General features: G+C 69.6%; 1 pseudogene. It reads right to left on the reverse strand.

Annotation, left to right across the window (positions count from 1 at the left end):
• Positions 1–166: 166 nt before the first annotated feature.
• Positions 167–368 (reverse strand): annotated as a pseudogene (gene metX, locus QWJ41_RS20900) (homoserine O-acetyltransferase); the annotation flags it as partial.

Here is a 368-nt window from a genome sequence, read left to right on the forward strand (position 1 = left end):
GGCCTGGTCTAGGTTGCTGGCGGCGTTGGGCCGACCCAGGTGTCGCGCGTACTCCTGGCGCCGAGCGGCGTACGGCTGTCTCTCCCGCGGGGTCTCGCCGTCGCTCGGCGCTGGGGCGCCACACAGCTCGACCAGCGGTGGTTTCGAGCCGGGGCTTCGTCCCTCCTCAACCAGCGTCGGGACTGAGGAAGGCATTGACGCGGTCGAGATAGCCCGGGGGGTCGAGGAGGAAGGAGTCGTGGCCGTTGGGGCTGTGGATCTCGGCGTGGTCGGCGTCGACGCCGCACTTCTGCAGCTGCTCGGTCAGGCGGACCGACTGTGCGGTGTCGAAGCGCCAGTCAGAGGAGAAGGAGGTGACCTGGAAGCGG

Origin of the sequence: Nocardioides cremeus, assembly GCF_030518195.1 — a bacterium.
Classification (GTDB): Bacteria; Actinomycetota; Actinomycetes; order Propionibacteriales; family Nocardioidaceae; genus Nocardioides; species Nocardioides cremeus.